The following is a 16,195-nucleotide window of genomic DNA, read 5'->3' as shown; positions in this document are numbered from 1 at the left end:
GCCCCGGCCGCCAGCGCTGCTGCTCAGGCCTGGCTGCGGGCGAAGCCGGCGAGGAAGCAGTCGTTCGAGCCGGCCATCGCGTCGGCCTCGTAGCGCAGGTGGAAGTCGAACCGCACGCTCCGGCCGTTGGCGCGCAGCAGCGTGACGGCGCCGGAGGTCGTGCCGCCGGCGCCCAGCGCGGCCGACGCGGGGTTGCCGACGCCGAAGGTCTGGTGCGCCGACGACCCGCCGCTGGTCGCGGTCGAGAGCAGGCCGTAGTCCGCCGGGTCGGCTGCCCGCACCTCGATGACGGCGAAGTTGGCCCCGCAGCCGAGACCGATCTGAAGTCCGTCGATCGTCGCCACCGGACTCGAGGTGGTGAGGCTCGGGGCAGCGGCGCGGACGGCCTGCTCGCGGACGCCGTTCACGCTGGCAGCCGTGGTCGCGGTGGCCGCGGACTGCGCGGTGACGGCCGAGGGCACCGTGCCGAGCGAGGCCTCGTCGACGGGGCTGCCGTTGACCGCGCCGGGCGCGAGGTCCGAGGCCTTGACGGCCTTGGGCGCGATGTTCCTGGACTTCACGATGTTCTTGCCGAGCTGGCCGGCGGCGTACGCCGTGCCGCTGAGGCTCAGGCACAGGGCGAGGGTGGCGGCCACGGCGGGGTAGGAGCTCCGAGTCATCCTCCGACCCTCGACACCCCGGTGACGGTGCGCAATGGCCCGCTCGGGTCATCGCCGACCGCGCGCGGCCTCAGTCGGAGGCGCGCTCGCGCCACCAGTGGATGCCGGCGGGGATGACCGTCAGCAGCAGGAGGCCGAGGATCAGGTAGTCGATGCGCTTGACCAGCGACGGGAACGCGTCGCCGACGAAGTAGCCGATGAGGGTGATGCTGAGGACCCAGAGCAGCGCGCCGACCAGGCTCCAGACGAGGAACCGCGGCCGCTTCATCTTCGAGGCGCCGGCGACCACGGTGATGTAGGTGCGCACCACCGGCACGAAGCGGCCGATGACCAGCGCCTTGCGGCCGTGCCGGTCGAAGAACGACTCGGTCTTGTCGAAGTGGTCGCGCCGCAGGATCTTGCCGTCGTGCTCGTAGATCACCGGGCCGACCTTGCTGCCGATCTCGAAGCCCATGACGTTGCCGAGGATCGCGGCCGCGACCAGGAGCGCGCAGGCGACCGCGACATCGAGCAGGGCGGGCCCCGGCAGGATGGACAGCTTGTCGGTCGCGACGAACAGCCCGATCGCGACCAGCAGGGTGTCACCCGGGAGGAACGGGAAGAACAGGCCGCACTCGACGACGATGATCGCGAGGCTGACCCAGAAGAACGCCGACCCGAACTCGTCGAGCATCCATTCGGGGTCGAGCCACTTGATGCCGAACATCAGCGGCGCCACCAGGGCGTGCGTCACCGAGACCCCTCCCTCCCAGGCCGGTCGATCCTGCCTCCGCGGAGCCGGTAACCAACGGGGTCGCTTCGCTCACCCGCGGCCGCCGAGCCGGGTGCTCAGCAGGCGGGCCGTGCGGCGTACGTCGTCGGCCAGGGCGGTCGGGTCGGCGTCGCCCTCGGCGTAGGTGACGGCGACGCCCGCGAGCGGGTGGCCGTTGTGGTCGAGCACGGCGGCGGCGACCGAGGAGAGGCCCGGCGTCACCTCCCCGGTCTCGACGGCGTAGCCGCGCTGCCGGGTCTCGGTCAGCAGTGAACGCAGCGCGCTGGGCGTCGTCGGACCGGTGCCGTGGCGGACCACGAACGACGCGGCCGAGGGGTAGAGGGCGCGCACCTGCGGGCCCGACAGGTGAGCGAGCACGGCGCGGCCGCTGGCCGTGAGGTGCGCGGGCAGCCGGACGCCGACGTCGGTGACCAGCGGCGGCCGGCCCGGCGCCCGCTCCTCGAGGACGTAGAGGACGTCGCTCCCGTGCAGCACGGCGAGGTGCGCGCTCTGCCGCGTGCGGTCGACCAGCTCGGCCAGCGGGCGGCGCGCGATCCGCTGCAGCGGCCCCTGGCGGGCGTACCCGCTGCCCACCTCGAACGCCGCCACCCCCAGCCCGTAGCGATGCTCGTCGTCGAGGTGGACGACGAAGCCCTCCTCGACCATCGCGCTCACGAGGTGGTACGCCGAGCTCCTGGGCAGCGCGCACGCGCGCGCGATCGCCTCAAGCGGCACCGGGTCGGGCTGGCTGGCCAGGTAGCGCAGCACCCGCAGCGTCCGCGTCGCCGCCGGGACCTGGGCCATGGGCACAGGCTAGGCCGCGTCTCTCAATTCATGGCGGCGCCGGACGCCCCCCAGATCACGCGCTCGCGGCGTTGCAGACATTTCGAAGACACCCAGTCTGCGCGCGTGGCCGCGGCTTGCCAGCGCGCGACTGGACGACGCCGGCATCCACCAGCAATTGAGAGACACGGCCTAGGCGGGTGGTCCGTCACCCCTGGGTGGCAGTCGCGTGTGGACGACCGCCCCGAGGTGACGGACATCCCCGGGTTCAGGGCGTACGTCGCGGCGGCGTCACGTCGCCGGGGGCGTAGTCCTCGCTGCGGTGGTCGACCGCGGGGTCGAGCCGGTCGGCCTCGCGGAGGGCGTCCTCGCGCTGGGCGTCGGTGTGCATGAGCTCGCGCTCGGCCTCGGCGGCGCGCGCCTCGGCGATCTCGGCCTGCTCTCGGGCCTGCTCGGCAGCGGCCCGCTCGGCGGCGGCCTGACGCTGCGTCTGCTCGACCTCGACCGAGGTCTCGGCAGCGTGGCTGCGCAGCTCCTCGGCCTGGCGGGCCCGGCGCTCTCGGCCCCGCGTACGCATCAGCAGGGCCGCGACGACGGCGACCACGAGAACGATGACCGCGATCACGATGATCGTGGCAACAGTGTTGTCCATGTCTCTCCTCCCTTTCCCCCGCGCGCGGAGGCGGTACCCGGCCCGGGGGAGAGCATTCAGAGCGGCAGCAGCGCGGCGACCCGGCCGCCGCTGGCGCCCGGACCGGCCTCGAGCGTCCCGCCCAGCTCGGCCGCGCGCTCCCGCATCGACGCGAGCCCCACACCGGCCCGCCACGGCCCACTCCGGCCGCGGTCGGTGACTTCGACGTGCAGCCCGTCGGCCGCGGGTTCGAGGCGCACCGATGCCGACCCGCTCGAGCTGTGCCGGGCGACGTTCGTGAGCGCCTCGGTGACGATCCGGTACGCCGCCACCTCCACGGCCGCGGGCAGGTGGGGGAACTCCTCGGGCGCGGTCACCTCCACCGCCACCGGCGTCCCCTCGCGGTTGCGCAGCCCGACCGCCTGCTGGCGCAGCGCCGGCACCAGGCCGAGCTCGTCGAGGGCCGGTGGGCGCATGGCGTAGACCATCCGGCGGATCTCCTCGATCGCGGTCACGGTGTCGGAGCGCAGCTGGGCGACCAGCTGCTCGGCGGCCGCGGGGTCGGTGCGGATCAGGTTGCGCGCGGCGTCGGAGGTGAAGGCGACACCCGACAGCCGCGGGCCGAGGCCGTCGTGCAGCTCGCGGCGCAGCCGGCGCCGCTCCTCCTCGACCGCGGCGATCGTGGCGCCGCGCGACTCGATCAGCTGCTCGGCGAGCGCGCGGGCGCGCAGGGTCTGGGCGAGCAGCGGCACGGTCAGCCGGAGCACTTGCTCGTCGCCGGGGGAGAACGACAGGTCGCCGGGCCGCAGCCCGACCACGAGCTCGCCCGCGCCGTCGAGGTCGAGGGTGCGGGTGTGCGTGGTCTCGGCACCGGAGACCGCGACCGGGGCGCCGTCCACGAGCACTGCGGCGTACGGCAGGACCAGCGCCTCGCGGATCGCACGCAGTGCGACGACCGGGTCCTCGCCGATGCGGCCGGCCACGCTCGACGCGGCGCCGAGCGGGTCGGGCCGCTCGCCGAACAACAGCTGGTCGACCACACCGCGGAGCACCACTCGGGTGGGCTGGAAGGCCACTGCGGCCAGAGCGGCCAGCAACGCCAGCGCCCCCGTGTTGAGATCGTCCGCGCCCACCGCCTGGAGCAGCGCGAGCTCGAGGACGAACACCGACATCACCGTGACCAGCGCGACCGTGGTCACCACCACCGTCACGACGAGCCCGCGGACGTCCACGAGGTCGGGGAGCGTGGCGCCGACGTAGAGAGCGGGTCCGAGCAGCGCGAACACCCCGATCGCGACGTCGGTCACTCCGGGCGACTGGGCCTCGGCGGAGAACGTCATGAAGAAGCACACCAACCCCGTGGTGGCGACCGCGAGCGTCATCCAGATCAGCGGCCGGCGGGCGGCCGTGTCACTCGTCTCGATCCGCCACCAGGTGTGGGCCACGAACACGCACCCCTGGACGATCCCGAGCGCGCCGACGACGTCGGCGTCCCGGTAGGCGGCGGCGACCAGGCCGCAGCCGACCAGGACCACCAGCGCCAGGAAGTCGGGCAGCTCCCTCCACCGGGCGCGCGGATAGACGGCCAGCGCGAACGGCGCCAGCACCATGCCCGCGCCGATCGCGACCGCGACGGCCGCCTCGCGCCGGTCCTGTGCGAGGAGGACGGCGGCGGCCAGGCCGAGAGCGCCGCAGAGGACCATCACGACCGCCGCGGCGAGGGCCTGGCGGCGCGCGGCGAGCGCCAGACCGCTGACGAGGAACGACGCGAACGCGAGCGCCGTCGTCAGGGGCAGGACCTCCACGTCAGCCGCCGAGGCCGCGCTCGCGGGCCCGGATCACGGCCGCCGTCCGGTCGGTCACCTCGAGCTTGGCGAAGATCGCGGTGAGGTTGTTGCTCACGGTCTTGGGCGAGAGGTGGAGGGCCGACGCGATCTCGGCCGTGCGTCGGCCGTGCGCGAGGAGCTCGAGGATCTCCTTCTCCCGCGCCGTCAGCTCGGGGAACGGGTCGTCGGCCGCGGCCTGGCCGGGCGGGCTGGCGAAGTGCTCGAGCATCCGCGAGGCGATCGCGGCGCCGAAGATCGCCTGGCCGCGGACCACTGCGCGGATCGCGTCGGCGATCTCGTCCTGCTCGGCGCCCTTGAGGAGGTAGCCCCGCGCGCCGGCCTGCATCGCGGTGAACACGGTCGCGTCCTCGTCGTACATCGTCAGCATGAGCACGGCGGCGTCGGGGACCGCCTTGCGGATCCGGCGGGTGGCCTCGACGCCGTCGATCCCGGGCATCCGCACGTCCATCAGCACCACGTCGGGCCGGGTCAGCTGGCACTCGCGGACCGCGGCCTCGCCGTCCTCGGCCTCGGCGACCACCTCGAAGTCGTCGAGGGTGCCGAGCAGCGCGGCGAGGCCCCGACGCACGACGGGGTGGTCGTCGGCGAGCAGGACGCGGATCGGCGGCACCCGCACATCATCGCGCCGAGGCACCCCCGGGCGCTCGGGAAGAAGTTCCCGCGGTCGTGGCACTGGTCGGGAGGAGAGGGGGAGTGCATCCTCTGGGTCAGGGGGCGTGGACGGGCCGAGCGTGGAGCCGTCAACCACGACTCCACCAGGAGGAACCATGAGCACCATCGCCGCCACCGCCCACCGCTCGGCCATCACCACCAAGCAGAGGGTCGGGCTCGTCCTCTGCGGGCTCTACAGCCTCGCCAGCGTGCCGTCGGTCCTCGAGTCGCCACCCGACGGCGAGGAGGGGCCCCCGATGGCGATCCTCGTCGTCGGCAGCATCCTCGGTCTCATCGGCCTGGTCGCGACCGTGATGGCCTGGCGCGGCAACCGCGTGGCGCTCCGCGTTGCCGCCGGCGCGATCATCATCGTCACGCTCACCGGGCTGCCGGCGTTCTTCGTCGACGTGCCGATGTTCATCAAGGCGTTCGTCGGCGTGAGCGTCGTGCTGACCGTGGTCGCGGTCGTGCTCATGTTCTCGACCGACCGGCGTCCCGCGTCGATCACGGACTGAGCTCGCCATGATCGCCGTCGTCACGATCCTGTGCGCGTTCCCGCTCGGCTTCTTCCTGAGCAGCCGGCTGGCTGCCAACACGACGTACGCCGTCGCCTACCTGTGGGCGTTCGTCTTCCAGACCCTCTACCTCGTGCTGGACGCGATGAACGAGTCCTCAGGTGCGGCGTTCGAGCGGCAGGAGTTCCCGCTGGCCTACGGCGTGGTGACCCTGTCGATCTTCGTCGGCGGCTTCGGCCTCGTGGCGCTCGGCCACCGGGTCGGCCGCGGGCGACGAGAGCGGCGTCAGGAGCGGGGTCAGGAGCAAGGTCAGGAGAGCTCGCGCTCCTCCCTCACCGGCACCATCGCCAGCGCGGCGAGCGGGAAGACCGCGGCCAGCGCGAACGTCGCGGGGTAGCCGAGCGAGGTCACGGTCAGCCCCGCGAGGGGCGGCACCGCGGCCGCGGTGAGGAACTGGGCGGTGTTCTGCACGCCGAGGGCGCGGCCGGACCAGAACGGTCCGGCCCGCTCGGCGACCGCGGTGAACGCCAGTCCGTTGTCGGCCACCGTCACGACGGTCGCCAGCACCACGAGCGGGATCGCGACGGGCGCGTCGAGCCCGGCGGTCGCCCCCAGCAGCAGCATCGTGGCGACGGCCGCGACGGTCACCCAGCGCAGCGGCCGCATCCGGCTCGCCACGACGTCGGAGAGCTGGCCGGCGCCGATCCGCCCCACGGCTCCGGCCACCTGGGCGCCGGCGACCAGGCCGCCCGCGGCGGCCGGTGACCAACCGCGGTCCTGCACCAGCCAGACGAGCGCGAAGGTCCACACCACGAACTGCGGCACCACCAGCAGCACCGACACCCCATGGATGCGCGGCAGGTAGCGGTCGGCGCGGTAGGGGTTGTGCGCCACCCCCGACCCGGTGGCCGGGCGCGGTGGGTCGAGCACCACCAGCGCGACCAGCACCGCGGCGACGCCGCACGCGACCACCGGCACCCACACGGCGGCGTACGGCCCGTGCCGGTCGGCGACCACCGCCATCGAGACCGCCGCGACGCCGACCCCCACGGGCTGGGCCATCTGGCGGATGCCCATCGCCAAGCCGCGGCGCCCGGCCGGGAACCACCCGACGACCACGCGCCCGCTCGCGACGTTGCTGCTGGCCGCCGCCAGGCCGGCCAGGCCGAGCCCGAGCGCGAGGAGGACGACCGACCCGGACAGCGCCGCGAGCGCGCCGAGCACCACCGAGACCGCCAGCCCGGCCAGCAGCGAGAGGCGCTCTCCGCGCCGGTCGGTCACCACGCCCCACGGCACCAGCGCGAGCATCGTGCCGACCATCGGCGCCGCGGCCACCAGCCCGGCGCGCGCGAGAGAGAGCCCCTGCTGCTCGTGCAGCGCCGGGATCAGGAACGCCGGCCCGTGCACCATCACCGCCGTCGACGCCTGCGCGAGCGTGCTCGCGCCGAGCATCGCCCACCTCCGCCGTACGCCGACCTCGGCGGTCCGGTCGGCGGTGGCGGTCACCCCCCGATTGAACGACGTCCGCCCCGGCCCGGCCATCCGGTGCGCGGGTTTCGAGACGGCGTGGGCCCGGCCGGTCGGGATAGTCCCTGACGTACGGGCCCCTGGGACGCCGGTTCCACCGCTCAGACGTCAGGGACTATCCCACCTGGGTCTCAGATTCGAGACAGAGGCGCCTGGGCGGCTCTGGCTGGTGGCGCCGGCGGGGGGATTGGATGGAGGCATGTCTTCCGAGCGTGCAGCTGCGGTCACCGTCGACGTCGGCGCCCTGGCGCCCGAGGACGTCGTCGCGGTCGCCCGCGGTGGTGCACCCGTGGTGCTGAGCGAGGCGGCGCTCGCCGCCATCGACCGCGCGCGTGCGGTGGTCGAGGAGCTCGCAGCCGCGCCGACGCCTGCCTACGGCATCTCGACCGGGTTCGGCGCCCTGGCGACCCGGCACATCCCGACCGACATGCGCGCGCAGCTCCAGCGGTCGCTGGTGCGCTCGCACGCCGCGGGCTCCGGTCCGGAGGTCGAGCGCGAGGTGGTGCGGGCGCTGATGCTGCTGCGGCTCTCGACGCTGGCCACGGGTCGCACCGGCGTACGCCGCGAGACCGCCCAGCTGCTCGCGGACCTCCTCTCGCACGGCATCACGCCGGTGGTCCACGAGTACGGCTCGCTCGGCTGCTCGGGCGACCTCGCGCCGCTGTCCCACTGCGCGCTTGCGCTGATGGGCGAGGGCTCGGTCCGCGACGCCTCGGGCGCCCTCCTCCCCGCCGCCGACGCCCTCGCCGCCGCGGGTCTGACGCCGGTCGAGCTCGAGGCCAAGGAGGGGCTCGCCCTCATCAACGGCACCGACGGGATGCTCGGGATGCTGGTCATGGCGGTCGCCGACCTCCGCCGGCTGCTGCGCACCGCGGACGTCGCCGCCGCGATGAGCGTCGAGGCGCAGATGGGCACCGACCGGGTCTTCGCCGCGGAGCTGCAGGCGCTGCGGCCGCAGGTCGGCCAGGCGCTCTCGGCCGCCAACCTCACGGCCGTGCTCGCGGGGTCCGGCGTGATGGCGAGCCACCGCGAGGACAAGTTCCACCGGGTCCAGGACGCCTACTCGCTGCGCTGCTCGCCCCAGGTGCACGGCGCCGCCCGCGACACCGTCGAGCACGCCGCCACGGTCGCCGGGCGCGAGCTGGCGTCCGCGATCGACAACCCCGTGGTGCTCGTGGAGGAGGGCCGCGTCGAGTCCAACGGCAACTTCCACGGCGCGCCGCTCGGCTACGTGCTCGACTTCCTGGCCATCGTCGCCGCCGACGTCGCCTCGATCAGCGAGCGGCGCACGGACCGCTTCCTCGACAAGACCCGCAGCCACGACCTGCCGCCGTTCCTGGCGAGCGACCCCGGTGTCGACAGCGGGCTGATGATCGCGCAGTACACCCAGGCCGCGATCGTCTCGGAGCTGAAGCGGCTCGCGGTGCCGGCCTCGGTCGACTCGATCCCCTCCAGCGCCATGCAGGAGGACCACGTGTCGATGGGCTGGAACGCCGCCCGCAAGCTGCGCCGCTCGGTCGACGGCCTCACCCGCGTCGTCGCCGTCGAGCTGCTGGCCGCCGCCCGCGCGCTCGACCTGCGCGCGCCGCTCGAGCCGGCGCCGGCCACCGCCGCGGTGGTCGCCCTGCTGCGCAGCAACGGCGTCGACGGCCCCGGCCCGGACCGCCACCTCGCGCCCGAGATCGAGGCCGCCGTCCGGCTGGTCGAGTCGGGCGCCGTCCTCACCGCCGTCGAAGAAGTGATCGGAGACCTGGCATGACCACCACCGACAACCCCCGCCTCCCGATCCACGCCGCGCACGGCACCGAGCTGACGGCGCGCTCGTGGCAGACCGAGGCGCCGCTGCGGATGCTGATGAACAACCTCGACCCCGACAACGCCGAGCGGCCCGAGGACCTCGTGGTCTACGGCGGCACCGGCAAGGCGGCCCGCAGCTGGGAGGCCTACGACGCCCTCGTGCGGACGCTGTCCACCCTCGGCGACGACGAGACCATGCTCGTGCAGTCCGGCAAGCCGGTCGGCGTGATGAGGACCCACGAGTGGGCGCCGCGGGTGCTGATCGCCAACTCCAACCTGGTCGGCGACTGGGCCAACTGGGAGGAGTTCCGCAGGCTCGAGGACCTCGGCCTCACGATGTACGGGCAGATGACCGCCGGCTCGTGGATCTACATCGGCACCCAGGGCATCCTCCAGGGCACCTTCGAGACCTTCGCGGCCGTGGCCGACAAGCGGTTCGGCGGGACGCTCGCCGGCACGATCACCGTGACCGCCGGCCTCGGCGGCATGGGCGGTGCCCAGCCGCTCGCGGTCACGATGAACGACGGCGTGGTCATCTGCATCGAGTGCGACCCCGCGCGCATCCAGCGGCGCATCGACCACCGCTACCTCGACGTCCAGGCGCCCTCGCTCGAGGAGGCCGTGCGGATGGCCGTCGAGGCGCGCGACGCCCGCCGGCCGCTGTCGATCGGCGTCCTCGGCAACGCCGCCGCCATGCTGCCGGAGCTGCTCGAGATGGACGCGCCCATCGACGTGGTCACCGACCAGACCTCGGCGCACGACCCGCTGTTCTACCTGCCCGTCGGCACGGCGTTCGAGGACTGGGAGCGCGAGCGCACCGAGGACCCGGTCGGGTTCACCAAGCGCGCCCAGGAGTCGATGGCCGTCCACGTCCGCGCGATGGTCGAGCTCCAGGACAAGGGCGCCGAGGTGTTCGACTACGGCAACTCGATCCGCGACGAGGCACGCAAGGGCGGCTACGACCGCGCCTTCGAGTTCCCCGGCTTCGTGCCCGCCTACATCCGCCCGCTGTTCTGCGAGGGCAAGGGCCCGTTCCGCTGGGCCGCGCTCTCCGGCGACCCGGCCGACATCGCGGCGACCGACCGCGCGATCCTCGAGCTGTTCCCCGACAACGAGCGCCTGCGCAGGTGGATCACGATGGCCGGCGAGCGCGTCTCCTTCCAGGGCCTGCCGGCGCGGATCTGCTGGCTGGGGTACGGCGAGCGGCACCTGGCCGGGCTCAAGTTCAACGAGATGGTCGCCTCGGGCGAGCTCAAGGCCCCGATCGTGATCGGTCGCGACCACCTCGACTGCGGCTCGGTGGCGTCGCCGTACCGCGAGACCGAGGCGATGCTCGACGGCTCCGACGCGATCGCCGACTGGGCGATCCTCAACGCGCTGGTCAACACCGCCTCGGGTGCGACCTGGGTGTCGTTCCACCACGGCGGTGGCGTCGGCATGGGCCGCTCGCTCCACGCGGGTCAGGTCACGGTCGCCGACGGCACCGAGCTCGCCGCGCAGAAGATCGAGCGGGTGCTGACCAACGACCCGGGCATGGGCGTCATCCGCCACGTCGACGCGGGCTACGAGCGGGCCGCGGAGGTCGCCGGCGAGCGCGGGGTCCGGGTGCCCGTGCGAGAGGGCTGAGGCGGGCGTAGTTTCCGCCCATGGATGTCAGCACGTTCTACGCGCTGTTCTCAGCCACCTGCTTCGCGTTGCTCGGCTTCTGGTGGAGCCTGCTGCAGGCCAACCCGCGCTGGCTGCGCGACCCCGGGACCCGGACCGCGGTCGGCGGTGTCTACCTCTCGTTCCTGCTGCCCGGGCTGATGGGGCTCTTCGCGCAGGTCGGCCAGGCGGGCTCGACGCCGTTCTGGCGGGTCAGCTTCGTGGTCGTGGCGGCGGTCGGCCTGGTGACGACGCTGCGCGCGCTGCAGCACAGCACCCGCTCGGGTGTGGACGACCGTCCGCACCGGATCGCCGCGGTGGTGCTCTACGCCCTCGTCGCCCTCACGGGGGTCGCGCCGGAGATCGGCTCGCGGCTCAACCTCCGCGGCATCCAGGTGGAGGCGATCCTGCTCATCCTGCTGGTGCTGGTCGCCCACGGGCTGGTGTGGCGGTTCATGACGATGGACGACCCGACCCGCACCTCCGATGAGTGAGGCAGGCTGACGTGGTCGGACCGCCATGACCCCCGCGCAGGAGTTCCGTGAGATCGGCGGCCGGTTCGGCGCGGTCGCCGCCGGCTTGCGCCCCGACCAGTGGGACGACCCGTCACCGGTGGCGGAGTGGACGGCACGCGATGTCGTCCGCCACCTCGTCGAGTGGTTCCCGGCGTTCCTCTCCTCCGGCGCCGGGGTCGCGCTGCCGCCCGGGCCGTCGGTGGACGGGGACCCCGCGGGGGCGTGGCGTCACCTGCAGTCCGAGGTGCAGGCGCTGCTCGACGACCCCGGCTCGTCCGGCCGGTCGCTCACCAACCCGCACCTCGGCTCGGTGCCGCTGCCGCAGGCGGTCTCGCAGTTCTTCACCGCCGACGTGTTCATGCACACCTGGGACCTCGCCCGGGCCACCGGCCAGGACGACACCCTCGACCCGGAGCGCTGCGCGACCATGCTGGCCGGGATGGAGCCCATCGCCGACGTGATGCGTCAGAGCGGTCAGTACGGGCCGCCCGTCGACGTACCGGAGGACGCTGATGCACAGTCGAGGATGCTGGGGTTCATCGGTCGCGATCCGGGGTGGGAACCACCCCCGTCTGCCTAGTCTGAGCACGTGACGAGCACTCCGACCCGGCCCCGGGTGACCCTGACCGGCATCAGCTCGCGGGCGTGGGAGCACCCCGCAGACCGCGGAGCGCTCGTCGCGCTGCGCAAGCTGAGGGGCTTCGACACGATCCTCAAGGGGCTCTCGGGCTTCATCAAGGAGCGCCGGATCCGGCTCGACTACCTCGGGGGTGCGATCCGCGTCGACGACCGGCAGTTCGCGGGGCTGAGTCGGTTGCTGGCCGAGGTGGGCCGGGTGCTCGACGCCGAGGAGCTCCCCGAGCTCTACGTGCGCAACAGCCCCTTCACCAACGCCTTCTGCATCGGCATGGACAGGCCGATCATCGTGATCAACTCCGCCCTGCTCGACCTCCTCGACGAGGAGGAGATGCGCTACATCGTGGCCCACGAGCTCGGGCATGCGCTGAGCGGTCACGCCGTCTACCGCACCCTGCTGATGTGGCTGGGCAGCGTGACCGGCTTCTGGCGATCCATCCCGATCGGCGGGATCGGCTTCCGGATGATCGTCGCCGCCCTCACCGAGTGGTCTCGCAAGTCGGAGCTCTCCGCGGACCGCGCCGGGCTGCTCGCCACCCAGGACCCTGCGGTCGCCTACCGGGTGCACATGAAGCTCGCCAGCGGGTCAGGTGACCTCTCGGAGCTCGACCAGACGGCCTTCTTCGCCCAAGGGGCGGAGTACCTCGAGGCCGACGACATCCGCGACTCGGTGCTCAAGCTGCTGCTGGTCGAGGGCCGCTCCCACCCCTACGCCGTCGTCCGGGCCGCCGAGCAGCGGCGCTGGGTGGAGTCGGGGGAGTACACCGCGATCCTCGGCGGCGACTACCCGCGCCGCGACGGTGACGGCGACGCAAGGATCTCGGAGGCGGCGAAGGAGGCGGCCGACTCCTACTCCGAGGCGTTCCGCTCCTCGCAGGACGCGCTCGGCAAGCTGGTGCACGACCTGGCCGGGGTGGCCGGCGGCGCCAAGCTCTGGCTCGACGAACAGCTGCGCCGCAACCGGGACTGAGCGAAGGGCGTCCAGACCCGGTCGCGGCGTACGCCGCTGAGGGCTACGGCAGCGGGCGCGGTGCCGCGATGCGCGCCGGGGCGCCGTCGCGGAACCGGGTGACCCGCCGGAAGCAGCCCTGCCCGAGGCCGTCGGTCGCCAGGCCGGCGAGGTCGCCGGCGCCGTAGAGGGCGCGGAAGTAGCCGTCGGGGTAGACGCCGTTGCCGGCCTGCCAGTACATGATCTGGTCGGGGCCGTTGGAGTGGTCGAGGCCGAACGCGTGACCGAACTCGTGGAGCATGACCTCGCCCCAGAGCGGCTTCTTGCCCACGAAGGCCTGCTCGAGGTCGGTGCCGTACCACTTGTTGGTGTCGAAGACGACCGCCGACTGCGTCGCCTCCCACACCCGGCGGTGGCGGCCGTCGCGCGCGGGCCTCAGCTGGACCGGGCCGCCGAACCCGAGCGCCGAGCGCGTGACGAAGTCGGGCATCTCGGTCTCGTCGGCGAAGGCGATCAGCAGGTCCTGGTTGCCCGGCAGCCTCGTCTCGTCGGTCTGGAACGGGATCTGGTGGGAGAGGCCGACGTACCTGACCGGGATGCCGGTGGCCATCGACGTCTGCGCCATCACCATCTGCGCGAACAGCACGCCGAACGGGCCGACGTCGTCACCGTTGACGGCGTAGCGCACCGTCTTGCAGGGGTTGAACGAGTAGCGGACGCCCTGGTGGTTGAGGAAGACGTGGTCGGCGGGGTTGCCGCGCGGTGCGTAGGTGTAGAAGACGTTGACCTTGGTGCTGCGGTTGAAGCGGTGGCGGCCCGACGTGGAGACGCGCACCTTGTGGCTGCCGTACCAGTTGAGGGTGCCGGCAATGGAGAACGTGCCCTTGCGGCTGCTCTTGGTGCTCGCGAAGGTGTGCCAGCCACCGGGCAGCTTGACCTGCAGCTTCACCTTCTTCTTGCCGCCGGGCACCTTGCCGTGGGCGGCGACGGCTCCGGAGCCGGCGTAGAACGAGGTCGAGTCCCAGACCACCTTGCCCTTCTTGCGCTTCTTGTCGTGCTGGCCGTGGTGCCCGAGGCCGGCGAGGGCGGGCGACGGCGAGACGGCGACGAGGAGGGCGGCGGCGAGGCCGAGGACGAGGGAGGCCGCGACGACGCGGACGGAACGGGGGAGAGTCACCTGCCGAACCTGCCCCACCGGGCCGGGCGGGAAACCTCCGGTCGCACGACGGCTGCTACCTGCCGACCGCGGCATCGAGCTCGAGGACGCGCTGGGCCGACTCGACGTGGAGCGCCTCGATCATCCGGCCGTTGACGGTGACGACCCCGCTGCCTCCTGCGGCGTTCCAAGCATCGATCACCTCGCGCGCGTCGGCGACCTCCTGCTCGCTGGGCGCGAAGACCTCGTTGGCCCCCTCGACCTGGCCCGGGTGGATGAGCGTCTTGCCGTCGAAGCCCAGCTCGCGGCCCTGCCGGCACTCGGCCAGGAAGCCGTCGGTGTCCTTCACGTCGTTGTAGACGCCGTCGAGCACCGCCAGGCCGGCAGCCCGGCCGGCGAGCAGCGCGGTGTGCAGGCTCGGCAGGATCGGTGCCCGGCCGGGCACGTGCGCGGCGTACAGCTCCTTGACGAGGTCGTTGGTGCCGAGCACCAGCGCGGAGAGACGCTGCGAGGCCCTGGCGATCGCCAGCGCGTCGAGGATCGCGACGGGTGTCTCGATCATCGCCCACAGCGTCGTGTGGTCGGGGGCGCCGGCCTTCTCGAGCGCGCTGACGAGCCGCTCCACGTCGGCGGCGCTGCTCACCTTGGGCACGACGACCGCGTGCGGCCCGGCCTGCGCGGCCGCGACGAGGTCGTCGTCGTGCCACGGGGTGCCGAGCCCGTTGACACGGATGGTGACGGTGCGGCTGCCGTAGTCGCCGCTCGCCGCCGCGGCGCATGCCGCCTCGCGCGCCGCGGGCTTGGCGTCGGGGGCGACGGCGTCCTCGAGGTCGAGGATGAGCCCGTCGCAGGGGATCGACTTCGCCTTCTCGAGCGCCCGGTCGTTGGAGCCCGGCATGTAGAGGACGCTGCGCAGCGGCGAGATGTCCTCGCTCACGCGCCGGCCTCCGCGTCGGTCTCGATGGCGTCGTACTGCTTCTTCAGCTCGGGGTCGATCGCCGCCAGCTGCTCGGCGAGCTCGACCATCACCAGGCACTGCTTGAGGGAGGCGTCGTCCTCCATCTTGCCGTCGAGCATCACCGCGCCGGTGCCGTCACCCATGGCCGCCACCACCCGGCGCGCGTGCGCGACGTCCTCGACGCTGGGGCTGAAGACCCTGTTCGCGATCGCGATCTGCTTGGGGTGCAGCGACCAGGTGCCGACGCAGCCGAGCAGGAACGCGTTGCGGAACTGGTCCTCGCACGCCACGACGTCGGCGATGTCGCCGAACGGGCCGTAGTAGGGGTAGATGCCGTGCATCGCGCAGGCGTCCACCATGCGCGAGATCGTGTAGTGCCACAGGTCTTGCTGGTACGTCGCGCGGCTGGCCTCGAGGTTGGCCACGCCGTCGACGCGGGGCGGGTCCTCGCGGACCAGGTAGCCGGGGTGGCCGCCGCCGACCCGGGTGGTCTTCATGCGCCGGTCGGCGGCCAGGTCGGCCGGGCCGAGGGACAGACCCTGCATGCGCGGGCTGGCGGCGCAGATCTCCTCGACGTTCGCGACGCCGCGCGCCGTCTCGAGGATCGCGTGGACGAGGATCGGCCGGTCGAGGCCGGCCTTGGCCTCGAGCTGGGCGAGCAGCCGGTCGACGTAGTGGATGTCCTCGGCGCCCTGCACCTTGGGGACCATCACCACGTCGAGCCGGTCGCCGATCTCGGGGACGAGGGTGGTGAGGTCGTCGAGGCCCCAGGGGCTGTCGAGCGCGTTGACGCGGGTCCAGAGCTGGGTCTTCGCGTCCGGCCCCCCGAGGTCGGCGGTGTCCTTCGCGATCTTCACCAGGCCCTCGCGCGCGGCCAGCTTGTTGTCGGCCTTGATCGCGTCCTCGAGGTTGCCCAGCAGCACGTCGACCGTGCCGACCATGTCGGGGATCTTCGAGGCCATCTTCTCGTTGCTGGGGTCGAAGAAGTGGATGGCCCGGCTCGGCCGCGCGGGGATCTCGCGCAGCGGCTCGGGTGCCCCGACGGCCAGCGGCCGGAAGAAGTCCTTGGCGCTCTTGCCAGTCATGGATCGGAACGTAACAGCGATGGTGTCGGCGTCGGTATGACCGATCTGACACCGCGGCAGTTTCACCGGGTACCCGGTGAAACTGCACCTG

General features: G+C 72.9%; 17 protein-coding genes. 7 read left to right on the top strand and 10 right to left on the bottom strand.

Translation table 11 applies throughout. From position 1 onward, the window contains the following. Positions 1-23 precede the first annotated feature (23 nt). The 6 genes from G514_RS0108755 to G514_RS0108730 form a co-directional block, all read right to left on the bottom strand. Complete coding sequence (locus tag G514_RS0108755; RefSeq protein ID WP_157544671.1) at positions 24-659, bottom strand: hypothetical protein; 636 nt, start codon at positions 657-659, stop codon at positions 24-26. A gap of 70 nt (positions 660-729) precedes the next feature. Continuing rightward, on the bottom strand, positions 730-1,392 hold the full coding sequence (locus G514_RS0108750) for a DedA family protein (protein WP_245582144.1): 663 nt from the start codon (positions 1,390-1,392) through the stop codon (positions 730-732). Positions 1,393-1,461: 69 nt separating this feature from the next. Then, positions 1,462-2,214, bottom strand: coding sequence for an IclR family transcriptional regulator (locus tag G514_RS0108745; protein ID WP_028651451.1), 753 nt, complete (start codon positions 2,212-2,214; stop codon positions 1,462-1,464). Positions 2,215-2,461: 247 nt separating this feature from the next. Next, positions 2,462-2,845 (bottom strand): hypothetical protein, encoded by a 384-nt coding sequence (locus tag G514_RS25690; protein WP_028651450.1) that lies wholly within the window; start codon positions 2,843-2,845, stop codon positions 2,462-2,464. 56 nt (positions 2,846-2,901) lie between these two features. Further along, positions 2,902-4,629, bottom strand: coding sequence for a sensor histidine kinase (locus G514_RS25685; RefSeq protein ID WP_051247145.1), 1,728 nt, complete (start codon positions 4,627-4,629; stop codon positions 2,902-2,904). Position 4,630: 1 nt separating this feature from the next. Continuing rightward, a complete protein-coding gene (locus G514_RS0108730; protein ID WP_036564186.1) occupies positions 4,631-5,281 on the bottom strand; it encodes a response regulator in 651 nt (216 codons plus the stop codon). Positions 5,282-5,438: 157 nt separating this feature from the next. On the opposite strand from G514_RS0108730, the gene G514_RS0108725 reads away from it, so the two are divergent. Together G514_RS0108725 and G514_RS0108720 are read left to right on the top strand one after the other, a co-directional pair. Then, positions 5,439-5,837, top strand: a complete 399-nt coding sequence (locus tag G514_RS0108725) for a hypothetical protein (RefSeq protein WP_051247143.1) — start codon at positions 5,439-5,441, stop codon at positions 5,835-5,837. A 7-nt stretch (positions 5,838-5,844) separates the two neighbouring features. Continuing rightward, the gene (locus G514_RS0108720; protein WP_028651447.1) at positions 5,845-6,234 is read left to right on the top strand and encodes a hypothetical protein; all 390 of its coding nucleotides are present in this window, start codon (positions 5,845-5,847) and stop codon (positions 6,232-6,234) included. Here G514_RS0108720 and G514_RS0108715 read toward each other — a convergent pair. Further along, the gene (locus tag G514_RS0108715; protein ID WP_028651446.1) at positions 6,147-7,343 is read right to left on the bottom strand and encodes an MFS transporter; all 1,197 of its coding nucleotides are present in this window, start codon (positions 7,341-7,343) and stop codon (positions 6,147-6,149) included. The two genes, G514_RS0108720 and G514_RS0108715, sit on opposite strands and share 88 nt — an antisense overlap. 220 nt (positions 7,344-7,563) lie before the next feature. Between G514_RS0108715 and hutH the strand changes: the two genes are divergently transcribed. Genes hutH through G514_RS0108690 form a run of 5 tightly spaced genes read left to right on the top strand, consistent with a single transcriptional unit; the run spans position 7,564 to position 12,926 of the window. Then, positions 7,564-9,123, top strand: coding sequence for a histidine ammonia-lyase (gene hutH, locus G514_RS0108710; RefSeq protein ID WP_028651445.1), 1,560 nt, complete (start codon positions 7,564-7,566; stop codon positions 9,121-9,123). After that, positions 9,120-10,787, top strand: a complete 1,668-nt coding sequence (gene hutU / locus G514_RS0108705; protein WP_028651444.1) for a urocanate hydratase — start codon at positions 9,120-9,122, stop codon at positions 10,785-10,787. Before hutH ends, hutU begins: the two co-directional genes overlap by 4 nt. Positions 10,788-10,807: 20 nt before the next feature. Further along, positions 10,808-11,299: a hypothetical protein gene (locus G514_RS0108700; protein ID WP_028651443.1), complete on the top strand. Its 492-nt coding sequence runs from the start codon at positions 10,808-10,810 to the stop codon at positions 11,297-11,299. Positions 11,300-11,324: 25 nt separating this feature from the next. Next, positions 11,325-11,900, top strand: coding sequence for a TIGR03086 family metal-binding protein (locus tag G514_RS0108695; RefSeq protein WP_028651442.1), 576 nt, complete (start codon positions 11,325-11,327; stop codon positions 11,898-11,900). A gap of 9 nt (positions 11,901-11,909) precedes the next feature. Beyond that, positions 11,910-12,926, top strand: coding sequence for a M48 family metallopeptidase (locus G514_RS0108690; RefSeq protein ID WP_028651441.1), 1,017 nt, complete (start codon positions 11,910-11,912; stop codon positions 12,924-12,926). Between the two features lie 43 nt (positions 12,927-12,969). Here G514_RS0108690 and G514_RS0108685 read toward each other — a convergent pair whose 3' ends face one another. The 3 genes from G514_RS0108685 to G514_RS0108675 are packed head-to-tail and all read right to left on the bottom strand — an operon-like array spanning position 12,970 to position 16,104. Continuing rightward, positions 12,970-14,082, bottom strand: a complete 1,113-nt coding sequence (locus G514_RS0108685; protein ID WP_028651440.1) for a matrixin family metalloprotease — start codon at positions 14,080-14,082, stop codon at positions 12,970-12,972. A gap of 55 nt (positions 14,083-14,137) precedes the next feature. Further along, a complete protein-coding gene (locus G514_RS0108680) occupies positions 14,138-14,998 on the bottom strand; it encodes an HpcH/HpaI aldolase/citrate lyase family protein (protein WP_281167607.1) in 861 nt (286 codons plus the stop codon). After that, positions 14,995-16,104 (bottom strand): HpcH/HpaI aldolase/citrate lyase family protein, encoded by a 1,110-nt coding sequence (locus G514_RS0108675; RefSeq protein ID WP_028651438.1) that lies wholly within the window; start codon positions 16,102-16,104, stop codon positions 14,995-14,997. The genes G514_RS0108680 and G514_RS0108675 overlap by 4 nt, the downstream gene beginning before the upstream one ends. Between the last annotated feature and the right edge of the window lie 91 nt (positions 16,105-16,195).

It is taken from the genome of Nocardioides halotolerans DSM 19273 (assembly GCF_000422805.1).
GTDB lineage: Bacteria > Actinomycetota > Actinomycetes > Propionibacteriales > Nocardioidaceae > Nocardioides > Nocardioides halotolerans.
The sequence above is the reverse complement of the archived record's forward strand: the minus strand, read 5'-3'. Positions and strand labels throughout refer to the sequence as shown.

Excerpts from the sequence above, each read along its gene's own strand:
- G514_RS0108755 (WP_157544671.1), bottom strand. The coding sequence starts at position 659 with ATGACTCGGAGCTCCTACCCCGCCGTGGCCGCCACCCTCGCCCTGTGC.
- G514_RS0108745 (WP_028651451.1), bottom strand. The coding sequence starts at position 2,214 with ATGGCCCAGGTCCCGGCGGCGACGCGGACGCTGCGGGTGCTGCGCTAC.
- G514_RS25690 (WP_028651450.1), bottom strand. The coding sequence starts at position 2,845 with ATGGACAACACTGTTGCCACGATCATCGTGATCGCGGTCATCGTTCTC.
- G514_RS0108725 (WP_051247143.1), top strand. The coding sequence starts at position 5,439 with ATGAGCACCATCGCCGCCACCGCCCACCGCTCGGCCATCACCACCAAG.
- G514_RS0108720 (WP_028651447.1), top strand. The coding sequence starts at position 5,845 with ATGATCGCCGTCGTCACGATCCTGTGCGCGTTCCCGCTCGGCTTCTTC.
- hutH (WP_028651445.1), top strand. The coding sequence starts at position 7,564 with ATGTCTTCCGAGCGTGCAGCTGCGGTCACCGTCGACGTCGGCGCCCTG.
- hutU (WP_028651444.1), top strand. The coding sequence starts at position 9,120 with ATGACCACCACCGACAACCCCCGCCTCCCGATCCACGCCGCGCACGGC.
- G514_RS0108700 (WP_028651443.1), top strand. The coding sequence starts at position 10,808 with ATGGATGTCAGCACGTTCTACGCGCTGTTCTCAGCCACCTGCTTCGCG.
- G514_RS0108695 (WP_028651442.1), top strand. The coding sequence starts at position 11,325 with ATGACCCCCGCGCAGGAGTTCCGTGAGATCGGCGGCCGGTTCGGCGCG.
- G514_RS0108675 (WP_028651438.1), bottom strand. The coding sequence starts at position 16,104 with ATGACTGGCAAGAGCGCCAAGGACTTCTTCCGGCCGCTGGCCGTCGGG.